Consider the following 10561-nt stretch of genomic DNA (forward strand, 5'->3'; position numbering starts at 1 on the left):
GTTTTAGATTTTATTTCTCCTGAATTCTGACTCCTGACTCCTGCTTTATTAGCTAAAATCGCGTAACATTTTCTTGAGTTCGAGATTGTGCATCTCTTCTTGTCCGATCATACCACGGCTGAATTCTTCTAAATAAATACTGGCATTGTTGACAACTGCTAGAAGACTTTTGTACATATCTAAAGCTTTCTTTTCATGGGATAAACTTTCTTGCAAAATATCCTTAACGTTATGTTTGAAAGTTTCTTCCATTGGGGCGATTCTCAAAGTAGGATGTCCTTCTAAGCCTGTGAGAATTTCTCCGACTTGTTGAGCATGAAGTAATGATTCTGTGGCTTGCGCTTTGAAGAATGCCACAATAGGTATACGATTTGGACCTGTTACCATTAAGGAATAATGGGTGTAGCGAACTACCCCTGCTAGTTCAAATTCCATAATGGAGTTGAGAATATCAATTGTTTTTTGGTGGTCGAGTTCTTGCATTAGTTGTTAAGTTGAGCAAAATTACATCAGGAGAGGATTTAGCTACCAATTATTAGTGAGCAGTTATACTTTTTTTAAGGTTTGAAAACCCTAACTGTTTTCACTCTTAGTTTTTAACTATTTTCTCTCTTATTCATCATTTTAAACTGCTTATTCTGGACTTCCAATGGTGTGAAAATACTAACTTTGTGCTTTAGTGCTGGTTTTTTCTCGCACTTTTTGGGTATTTTCCTCGATGGTTTTCACTAGCTTGGTAACATCTTCTGGAGTGCTAACTGCTTGCGCTGGGGGGATAGCAGTAGGCCAAACTTTCACTAGTTCTCCAAAAGCTGTATCTATGGCTTTGTGTGCTTGAGGATGTGTTTGCGTCATTTGGCTAGAAATACTTTTATATAGCTCCTGAGAATAGACGACAAAGCCACGAGAATCTTGATATTCAATGGGGGCAGTAATTTTGCCATTCGCAATTGCTGCACCATATTCTGAGTTGGCTGCGTCTAGTAAACTGGTGATTACTTGTAGAACAAATTCGGGTTTACTGCGTTGTTCATCTGGTAAAATTGCGATCGCACTATCCACAGCTTGCACAGAAGTGGTAAAGTTAGTTTTTATTTTGGCATCCTTGGGATTAGATTTCACTAAATCAGTTAAACTGACTAAGTTGCTTTTAAATTCTTTAACTTTACGTTCATCTAATTGTTCTTCAATATCAATATAAATCTCCTCAACTGGATGTCCAATATGGGGTTGAGCTTGTTTGGGTTGATTTTGATCTAATAATTCTTTGGCTACTAAAAGATGTCCTTTCATTAACCCCAATTTGGTCATGTAGTCAATATCTTTAGCTTCACCTGTAAGTACCACTTCCTCAACTGTCACCATGTCTTTAATTTGGTTAAACTGTGGTTGAGTAATCACTTTTTTACTGACTAAATCCGTTGGATTAGCGTAGGGACGATTAGCTTGGATTTTGTTGGATAAAGCCGGAATTCCTAATGTAGCTTCTAATTTATCTAATTGGGATAAAATTGCATTATTGATATTAATTTTAGCTTTACCACTATGACCGCTATGGGCGCTGGTTTCGGCAACTTGGGCTGTACTTGGTGTTGATTTAACGTCTGCTGTCGGTGTATCCTGGGTACAGGAACTCAGGGAAATCATCGCACAAGCCGCGATAGATAAGAATAAATAACGGAATTTGATCATTTTTACTCCTGGTAAATTGAATAGTTCTAACTAGCTTAATAGCTTTTTTAATAACCTCTTATTTTGATCTATCACAAATGAGAGATTTTATCAAATAATTTATCTAGGATTCTAAATTATTTGCCTATATACTTATATTATTTTTTTACCAAAGAGCGTGTTTTTATTAGCATTGACGAAACAACTTGATGGATGAAAAAAGATGCAATTTTTACTAGTTATATAATATGGATATATAGAATAACTGATAAAAATTCTCAATACATAAACAAAAAAATAGGTTGAAGATCTAATGACCAAAGATTTATTTAGGTTTGCTTCTGGGTAATGACTTCAAACTGTCCCATACACCCGCTTTCAGCGATCGCATCTTGGTGAGGATGAAACATATATTTTCCTGGATAGCGAAAAGCAAACTCTAAAATGTGCCTTTCTGCGACACCCATTGTTAAAACATCGGTTTTTTCACTGGGAGTAATTGTCATTCCCGAACGATAAACATTAAAGAAATTAGCGTGAAGGTGAAACGTCACAGCAGGATCGAATTCAATAATATTAAGAACATAGACTCGAATTAACTGATTTTGATAAATTTGAATGGGATGGTGCATATAATGATGCGGCATACCATTAAAAGCATAATATTCATTGCGATTATCATCATTTATGTCATACCCAGACATGATTAAAACAATTTCATCAGCAGGGGGACGGGGTTTAGGAGGGTCAATAATAAACATCCCATATAAACCTTTAGCAATATGACGAGTAACCGGAGCAATGTGACAATGATACAAATGAACGCCATAGGGTTCGGCATCAAATTCGTATATAGTCGCTTTACCATTACCCACGGGTTTTATTCCATCCATTTCAGCGGGATGAACTCCGTGAAAATGCAGAGAATGGGAATGTCCAGCATTGTTGAGAAAAAGTATTCTTATTCTTTCCCCTTCTTTAGCCCGGAGTGTTGGTCCAGGAATCCGCCCATTTAAATCCCAAATGTTGTAGGAGACAGCACTATTAAGCTGAATGGTGGAAGTACCAGCAGTTAGCTGAAATTCGCGGACTGTACGCCCATTTTCCTGCTTAACTGTCCCATAATCAAAATCTCGTAACACCTGCATGGGGTTAGTAGCACCATTAGATGCTGCCATTTCCATCGGTGGGATTCTAACACTGGCATGATCTTTGACATTCAATATCTGCCAAATTGCTCCCGCACCAATGACTCCAGCCCCGGATAATCCCAGTTGTAGCAATTGGCGACGACTCCAAATTTTATCTTTACTGAAAGTAAAGTTGTCAGACATGAGACTAATAGGGATATGGGTATGTAGGGAATTGTAAATAATTTGCAATTAGCTTTAGGTATCCTATCGAACTTAGAAATTATTGTCAATAACTTGGAAAAATAATTTTTAGGGGACTAGTAAATGGAATAAGGTGCTAGGATCGCTCAGGTAAGTAATAAATTAGACTCAACTCCATTTACTTTAACTATAGCGGTTATCGGTTGAATGAAATACAGTTATAATATCCTGTAAATCCTTAAATCCTGGATATCCTGATTTAGACAAGAGGTAGCATCTGGGAAACTACAATTTCTAAATCAGGAAAATCTAAAGGAGATATGTTTTGATGTTCTGTGATAGTTTCTCGATTTTGATAACCTTCTGTTGTGGGATTTCTAAATACAATTAATTCGCGTTTCACTACATCTAACACCCAATAATCCTTAATTCCTGCTTGAGAATAAGCTTTAGCTTTGATTTCTGTATCTAGTTTTAAACTACTATCTGCAACTTCGATAATTAGATAAATTTCTGCTGGTGTAGGATGATGATCTGCATAGTCTAGAGGATCTATTTTCACTACAGCAATATCTGGTTCTGGTTCAGACCTTTCATTTAATTTTACAGGGTCTTGAACAGCTATCCAAGCCTGATTTCCTAAACGATTTTGTAATAATTTATTTGTTCTTCCTACTGCTGAACTGTGGGCTGTTCCTTTAGCTACCATCCAGATTATTTTCCCCTCTAATAATTCTACCCGTTCACTTGGTTCAAATATTCCTGCTTCAGCCATTCTGTGGTATTCATCAACAGTCCACAGCCGCAATTGTAAGGGTGATTCTGTGGTTTGCATAGTTAATTAAGGTGAATATTTATTCACTATTATATGATGATTTGTCTGAATCAGGATGTCCAGGATTTGAGGATTTACAGGATTTTTGTCTGAATCAGGATGTCCAGGATTTTAGGATTTACAGGATTTTTTCTGGCACAATGGAAATAAAGAAACTGTGAATTGATCATTATTACTCAATTAATGTTTCAACCTTCATCTTTAAATATCTGCTTTATAGCATTTTGATATTGAGTTTCATTACCTTCTTTTTTATATATATCTGCTGCTTTTCGATAATTAATGATTGCACCCTGCTTGTCTCCTAATTCAGAGTGAATAACCCCCCGATTGAAGTAAGCATCGGCATCATTAGGATTGATTTTTATAGCTTGAGTGAAATCATCAATTGCACTCTGGTTGTCTCCTAAATGATAGTGATTATATCCCCGATGGAAGTAAGCATCGGCATCATTGGGATTAATATTTATAGCTTGAGTATAATCATTAATTGCACCCTGCTTGTCTCCTAATTTAGATCGAGCAATCCCCCGATTGCAGTAAGCAAGGTCATAATTGGGATTAATATTTATAGCTTGACTGTAATCATCAATTGCACCCTGCTTGTCTCCTAATTCAGATCGAGCAATCCCCCGATTGCGGTAAGCAAGGTCATAATTGGGATTAATATTTATAGCTTGAGTGTAATCATCAATTGCACTCTGGTTGTCTCCTAATTCAGAATGAGCAAGCCCCCGACTGTAGTAAGTATCGGCATAATTAGGATTAATTCTTATAGCTTGAGTCCAATCATCAATTGCACTCTGCTTGTCTCCTAAATGATAGCGAGCAAGCCCCCGATTGAAGTAAGCCTTGGCATAATTGGGATTAATATTTATAGCTTGAGTGAAATCATCAATTGCTCCCTTGTAGTCCTTTTTATTAAAGCATTCAGTACCCAAACTGATATATTTGTCAGCATCAGAAGATGTCAAACTTTCTAAATAGCCACGTAAAGCCCCAGGATAAAGTAATTCATCTATTCCCACGAAAGCTTTAACACCAGCAGATTTAATTATATTGGTTGGTAAAAATCCAGCCAAAATTAAGTTATATTCAGATTGAGCCTCGCTGACTTCCTCTTGAATTAAAATACAAACTAAAACAGCATTTTTTTCAATTTCTTCTCGGCTAATTGACCATTGAACCTTATCAAAATTCCCATAACGGGCTTTAACCTGAATACCAATTGATGAATCAGACGTTAAAGTAAAATCAATTTTTCCATCTCCACCAATGCGTTTTTCATAATCAACCTCAGTGACAAAATCACCTAAACGACTTTTAACAACTTCCTCACCCAGCTTTCCCTTCATATTGTTGATAAAGACATCACGAATAGGATTTGAAGAAGTGCGTCTATATTTTTCAGCCATATCCCAGCAAAAATCCCGTAATTGCTGTAACCTCTCTCCAGAGATAACTGTCAATTCACTATGCTGGCCTTCCTTCTCACAATGGAGTAAGTCACCAGATTTCAGTCTTTGAATAAAATCAGTCTGCTGTGCTTTGAGTATAGTTGTCCAGTCCATTTGTCAAAACTCACCTTTATCTGACAAAAAGTATTTATTCTATTATTCCCTATTAAGCAACAAAAAGCACTAATCTAGATCACATTGCAGTTTTTTGAGTCCAACCGAAAAGTATTGAATCCTCAAGCCCTCAAAACACAACTCAAGCAAACATCCTTTAAATCCTTAAATCCTGGATATCCTGATTCAGACAATTCTGATATTACCTCCTGTTCAATATTATAAACTACTAAACAAAGTTGATTTTTTTTAATAACTGATTGAATAAAAGGCAGTATAAAAAATTCATTGTAAACAGTAATAGGAACTGCTAAATATAATATCCGTAGCAGTTAGAATTATGAGAATATGTCATAAAGATTTATAAATGTTAACAATTCAAAAAACAAATATATAATTTGACGTATTTTTTATTGAAAAATTATCCTAAATAAAATCCCAAAATATCTACCAATAGGGTATTGTCAAAAGAGATAAAATTTAGTTTGCTATTAATTTTGTTAGTCGTTATATTACTTACAATTAGTCTGCAAAAAACACATTAAAAAAACACCAATCTCATGCACATACCCGATGGATTTATTTCTGTGCCAGTTGCAGCCGCCACCAGTTTAGCCAGTGCAGCCGCCTTATTTGTAGCTTTTGAGCGATCGCAAGCAGCCTTTGGCATTCGTCGCGCCCCCATTCTCGGCTTAACCACAGCCTTTATTTTCGCTGCCCAAATGATTAATTTTCCCGTAGCGGGAGGAACTAGCGGCCACCTATTAGGAGGGGCTTTAGCTGCCATTATTTTAGGTAGTCCTTGGGCGGGAATGCTATGTATTGCCACAGTTTTAATTATTCAAGCTGTGCTATTTGCTGATGGTGGTATCACCGCCTTGGGTGCAAATATTTTAAACATGGGAGTAATCGGCGTGTGGGTAGCGTGGGGATTAACCCAAACCTTACAACGACTATTGGGCGGTTCTCAACGGCGTTTACCCCTGGCAGCAGGCATAGCAGCCGGAGTGAGCGTAGTTGTCGCCGCTGTAGCTTGTGCCATTCAATTAGCCCTGTCTGGAACAGCACCAGCCAACATAGTTTTACCCACCATGGCAGGTGTACATATTTTGATTGGTATTGGAGAAGGATTAATTACCGGGGGTGTATTAACCTATTTAGCCACAGCCCGTCCAGATTTGTTACCAGGTGAAGAACACAAAGTTAGAGGCTGGTTAGTTCCCGTTGTCAGTATTTTGCTAATTTCAGGTGTGTTGTCTCTATTTGCTTCTGCTTGGCCAGATGGTTTAGAAAAAGTAGCAGAAAACGTGGGTTTTATCAACTTAGCTGAAAATGTGCGGGTAATTGTACCAACACCTTTGGCTGACTATGAGATTAAAGGTTTAGGACAAATTGGGACAAGTATTGCTGGTTTAGTGGGTTCTACAGCTTGCTTTGCTGTGGCTTTTGGAATTGCCAAAGTGATAAAACCGAATAATGCTTAAAATTTCCTTACCATTACGCTTGCAATTATCCCTGATCATTGTGATTGGGGCAGCTTTTTTAAAACATCATACTTGGTCTAATTTACTAGTATATGGGGCGATCGCCCTGGTTTGGGTTTGTATCTTACAAGTACCCATTCGCAAATTAGGCGGATTACTCGGTGCAGAATTAATTTTTCTATCATTGATGGCTTTACCATTGGGATGGGAACGAGCTAGTTTTTTGCTTGTGCGTTCCCTAATTTGTTTAATTACGATGAATAGTTTCTTATTAACCTTACCCCCCCACAGTTTGGGTATCGCCCTCAAAAGCTTACCAATACCTGCACCATTAAAGGAAAACCTGATCTTAGCCGCGCAATATTTAGAAATATTACTTTTAGAAGTAACGCAAATGCAGCGCAGCGCCCAATTACGTGGTTTAAATGGTGCAGCAGGGTGGCTACGCTATGCCAGTGCTTCAATGATTGGGGCGTTGTATCTCCGCACCTTAGACAGAGCCGAAAGAGTTTATGCTGCTATGGTAGCCCGTGGATATAACGGACAATTACCCCTAGATTCCCCCCTCAAACCAAAAGAACGTTTTATCTTGTTAATAGCTGGGGTGACAGCTACTTGTTTAACCCTAAGTTCCTACCTTACTGTTATTTGAGTGGTGAATCTTGACATCATTAACTTCTAATCCCCAAATTTCCCTTTCGCAACCGCATACAAATGTCGTTGAAGTCCAAAATCTGGTATATGCCTATTCGCACCAGCAACCCGTACTACAAGAAATTTCTTTTAGCCTACAAACAGGCGATCGCGTCGCTTTAATGGGTGCTACAGGTTCAGGTAAAAGCACCTTGCTAGAAAACCTGATTGGTTTAAAACATCCCCAAAGCGGCAAAATCTGGATTAACGGCATCCCCATATTGCCAAACACTCTCCCGCAAATACGGCAACAAATTGGTTTTACGTTCCAAGATGCTAACGACCAATTATTTATGCCCACAATCCTCGAAGATGTTACTTTCGGACCTCTTAATTATGGTGTCTCATCTATAGCCGCTAAAGATAAAGCCCATCAACTATTAGCGGACTTTGGATTAGAGTCCTACGCCCATCGTTCCGCCCATGAACTTTCTGGAGGACAAAGACGTTTAGCCGCCTTAGCCGCAATTTTAGCCCTAGATCCTGCCATTCTCATCTTAGACGAACCTACCAACGGACTTGATCCAGCATGGCGACGACATTTAGCCCAAGTATTATTAAAATTGCCCGTACAAGTGATGTTAATAGCTTCCCATGATCTCAATTGGCTAGGAAGAGTCACCCAACGGGCTTTAGTCCTCTCTACTGGTAAAATTCAAATAGACAGTGACATTCAACCACTGTTGCAAGATGGCAAAACCTTAGATAAATTAGGGTTGCCAGTAGATTGGTAAACTGCTCAACACAGAAATTCCTAATTGCAAATTAATGATCATCTGGCTTACTATTTAGGGGATTTTATTGCTCTTGGGATGTTAATGTTGTTTTCCCGTTATCCAGTTATTGCTCCTGTTAGCCTGAGCATTGCTTTGTTAATTACTAGTTGCAGCGAGACTAAAACCTCCCAATGTCAGCGATTAGTTACAGTTGTCAATCAGGGTACATCACTGATTGATATTAAAAAAGGTCAGCAAGCATCAACTAGCTTGCAATTATCCAAAGACTTGAAAAATGTCACCAAATCCATTCAGGAATTAAATTTAAAAGACCCCAAACTGCAAGAATTTGAAACCAGTTTTATCAAAATCTTTGATCATCTTAGTGAAGCCATAGCCAAGGCTTCTCAAGCTCTTGCAGATACTAAGAAAGCAGAAGCATCATCAGATGGTAGAGTAAAAGTTGAAAAAGCTAGAAGAGAAATTGATTCCGCACTGACAACCGCAGCTAAAACTGCTGGTAAGGAATCAGATGCTTTAGGCGTTCAATTAAATAAATATTGTAGCCAAGCAGAAGCAGCTAAGAATTAAAAATTGAGAATTAAAAATTAAAAATTCAAGAGTTAGATTCTTCACTCTTCTTTTTTTAATTTTTAATCTTGGATTTTTTATTACTACCAACCAAGCTTTTTATTCATGGGATTTTGTAAAATGTGGGATGATTAATTTCCACAATTATCACAATGTCCACAACGCCAATTAGTCGTTGTTTCAAACCCAAAAGCATTTAATAAAAACTGCCAACGACATTTTTTAGTAGTAAGATATTCACTCATTTGTTTAGCAGCTTGTAATTGTGTTTTTGCTGGTTTTCCTGACGGCAAAGACATAGAATAATGAAAAGGATCAAGCCATTCTAGTTGTCCATTACTATGGAGAAGAGAAAGTGCCACAGCACTATTAGGAAATTCTTTAATTACAGTATTTATTTCTCCTTGGGGTGGTAATTGTTTCGCTAATTGTTGGGCTTTTTGTTGTTGCAATTTCATTTGTTCTTCAAAAAATTTCCGTCTTTGCTTATCCTCAGCATCTAAAAATCCCGTTGGTTCACTTACTAAAGTTAAAACATCAGCGGGTTTTCCATCTCTTCCAGCCCTGCCTATTTCTTGCACATATTCAGATAATAAATAGGGCGCATGAAAATGGACAACCCAGCGGACATCCGATTTGTTTATCCCCATGCCAAAAGCACAAGTACACACCACAAAAAGGATTTTTCCACCTAACCAACTAGCTTCAATATTCCGGCGTTCTGTTGGACTTAATCCTGCATGATAACTAGCAGTATGAAAGCCATTTTCTGTTAACCATTCGGTTAAATTTTCACTATCTCTTCGAGTCCGTACATAAATTAAACCAACTTGATTTGGTCGTTTTTGAATAAACTTTAATAATTGTTGTTTTCTCCCTTTAGGAGTCCAAGCAATTCGGACAATAGGATTTAAATTTTCCCGATAGGGATTAATCCGAAAAATCTCAGGTTTGTCTAATTTTAAAACTGTAGAAATAATCTTTTGGGCTAAAGGATCAGCCGTGGCTGTAAAAGCTGCTATACTAATTTTTGTTCCCGGTGGTTTTGATTTTAGTAACGCTTCACGCACAGCCCCTAAACGCCGATAAGCTGGACGAAAACTATCACCCCACTGCACTAAACAATGGGCTTCATCCAGAATTAAACCATTAATTTGCAGTTGGGGATTACATAACTTCTTCCACACTGCTGGACTGAGTAAGGTTTCTGGTGATAAATACAATAATCTTAATTGCTGTTTTTCCAAAGCTTGCAAAGTTGCCTGACGTTGAGATGTCGTTAATTCACTGTGTAAAAGTGCTGCTTTTTGTGACAGTTGACGTAATTCCTCAACTTGGTTTTCCATTAAAGCCACCAAAGGAGAAACTATTAAAGTTAATCCTGTTTGTAGTAGGGCAGGAAGTTGAAAACAAATTGACTTCCCCCCACCTGTGGGCATAATAATTAGTGAATCTTTTTGTGATATTAAACAGTTAACAATTTCTTTTTGAGGAGGACGAAAATCGTCATATCCCCAAATCGCTTTTAATGCTGCGCGAACATCTTGCCAAGATTGTGTTACTGGGAGATTCATTTTCTTATCACAAAAGCACAAAAAAGAATAAATGGGAAAATAAGGAAAATATTTATCTTTACTCTTCCCACTGACAACTGACAACTGTACGG

11 protein-coding genes are annotated in these 10561 nt (G+C 37.7%); 4 read left to right on the forward strand and 7 right to left on the reverse strand.

Annotated elements, in window-relative coordinates; translation table 11 throughout:
- Window positions 1–48: 48 nt before the first annotated feature.
- The 6 genes from FJR08_RS11580 to FJR08_RS11605 form a co-directional block, all read right to left on the reverse strand.
- Complete coding sequence (locus FJR08_RS11580) at window positions 49–483, reverse strand: bacterioferritin (protein ID WP_015080571.1); 435 nt, start codon at window positions 481–483, stop codon at window positions 49–51.
- A gap of 180 nt (window positions 484–663) precedes the next feature.
- Window positions 664–1692, reverse strand: a complete 1029-nt coding sequence (locus tag FJR08_RS11585) for a helix-hairpin-helix domain-containing protein (protein ID WP_168633260.1) — start codon at window positions 1690–1692, stop codon at window positions 664–666.
- Window positions 1693–2000: 308 nt separating this feature from the next.
- Window positions 2001–3005 (reverse strand): multicopper oxidase domain-containing protein, encoded by a 1005-nt coding sequence (locus FJR08_RS11590; RefSeq protein WP_015080573.1) that lies wholly within the window; start codon window positions 3003–3005, stop codon window positions 2001–2003.
- A 259-nt stretch (window positions 3006–3264) separates the two neighbouring features.
- The gene (locus tag FJR08_RS11595; protein ID WP_168633261.1) at window positions 3265–3840 is read right to left on the reverse strand and encodes a Uma2 family endonuclease; all 576 of its coding nucleotides are present in this window, start codon (window positions 3838–3840) and stop codon (window positions 3265–3267) included.
- Between the two features lie 188 nt (window positions 3841–4028).
- On the reverse strand, window positions 4029–5411 hold the full coding sequence (locus tag FJR08_RS11600) for a tetratricopeptide repeat protein (protein ID WP_168633262.1): 1383 nt from the start codon (window positions 5409–5411) through the stop codon (window positions 4029–4031).
- 122 nt (window positions 5412–5533) lie between these two features.
- Window positions 5534–5743: an element excision factor XisH family protein gene (locus FJR08_RS11605; RefSeq protein ID WP_168633304.1), complete on the reverse strand. Its 210-nt coding sequence runs from the start codon at window positions 5741–5743 to the stop codon at window positions 5534–5536.
- Between the two features lie 228 nt (window positions 5744–5971).
- On the opposite strand from FJR08_RS11605, the gene FJR08_RS11610 reads away from it, so the two are divergent.
- The 4 genes from FJR08_RS11610 to FJR08_RS11625 all read left to right on the forward strand — a co-directional run bounded on the left by FJR08_RS11610 (window position 5972) and on the right by FJR08_RS11625 (window position 8895).
- The gene (locus tag FJR08_RS11610) at window positions 5972–6895 is read left to right on the forward strand and encodes an energy-coupling factor ABC transporter permease (RefSeq protein WP_168633263.1); all 924 of its coding nucleotides are present in this window, start codon (window positions 5972–5974) and stop codon (window positions 6893–6895) included.
- Window positions 6888–7547, forward strand: a complete 660-nt coding sequence (locus FJR08_RS11615) for an energy-coupling factor transporter transmembrane protein EcfT (protein WP_015080577.1) — start codon at window positions 6888–6890, stop codon at window positions 7545–7547. Before FJR08_RS11610 ends, FJR08_RS11615 begins: the two co-directional genes overlap by 8 nt.
- Window positions 7548–7557: 10 nt before the next feature.
- On the forward strand, window positions 7558–8322 hold the full coding sequence (locus tag FJR08_RS11620) for an energy-coupling factor ABC transporter ATP-binding protein (RefSeq protein WP_168633264.1): 765 nt from the start codon (window positions 7558–7560) through the stop codon (window positions 8320–8322).
- Between the two features lie 78 nt (window positions 8323–8400).
- Complete coding sequence (locus tag FJR08_RS11625; RefSeq protein ID WP_015080579.1) at window positions 8401–8895, forward strand: hypothetical protein; 495 nt, start codon at window positions 8401–8403, stop codon at window positions 8893–8895.
- A 131-nt stretch (window positions 8896–9026) separates the two neighbouring features.
- Here FJR08_RS11625 and FJR08_RS11630 read toward each other — a convergent pair whose 3' ends face one another.
- The gene (locus FJR08_RS11630; RefSeq protein ID WP_168633265.1) at window positions 9027–10469 is read right to left on the reverse strand and encodes an ATP-dependent DNA helicase RecQ; all 1443 of its coding nucleotides are present in this window, start codon (window positions 10467–10469) and stop codon (window positions 9027–9029) included.
- Between the last annotated feature and the right edge of the window lie 92 nt (window positions 10470–10561).

Source organism: Dolichospermum sp. UHCC 0260, from assembly GCF_009711985.1.
GTDB classification, from domain to species: Bacteria; Cyanobacteriota; Cyanobacteriia; order Cyanobacteriales; family Nostocaceae; genus Dolichospermum; species Dolichospermum lemmermannii.

Coding starts and splice junctions, on each gene's coding strand:
- FJR08_RS11580 (WP_015080571.1), bottom strand. CDS start 483: ATGCAAGAACTCGACCACCAAAAAACAATTGATATTCTCAACTCCATT.
- FJR08_RS11585 (WP_168633260.1), bottom strand. CDS start 1,692: ATGATCAAATTCCGTTATTTATTCTTATCTATCGCGGCTTGTGCGATG.
- FJR08_RS11590 (WP_015080573.1), bottom strand. CDS start 3,005: ATGTCTGACAACTTTACTTTCAGTAAAGATAAAATTTGGAGTCGTCGC.
- FJR08_RS11595 (WP_168633261.1), bottom strand. CDS start 3,840: ATGCAAACCACAGAATCACCCTTACAATTGCGGCTGTGGACTGTTGAT.
- FJR08_RS11600 (WP_168633262.1), bottom strand. CDS start 5,411: ATGGACTGGACAACTATACTCAAAGCACAGCAGACTGATTTTATTCAA.
- FJR08_RS11610 (WP_168633263.1), top strand. CDS start 5,972: ATGCACATACCCGATGGATTTATTTCTGTGCCAGTTGCAGCCGCCACC.
- FJR08_RS11615 (WP_015080577.1), top strand. CDS start 6,888: ATGCTTAAAATTTCCTTACCATTACGCTTGCAATTATCCCTGATCATT.
- FJR08_RS11625 (WP_015080579.1), top strand. CDS start 8,401: ATGTTAATGTTGTTTTCCCGTTATCCAGTTATTGCTCCTGTTAGCCTG.
- FJR08_RS11630 (WP_168633265.1), bottom strand. CDS start 10,469: ATGAATCTCCCAGTAACACAATCTTGGCAAGATGTTCGCGCAGCATTA.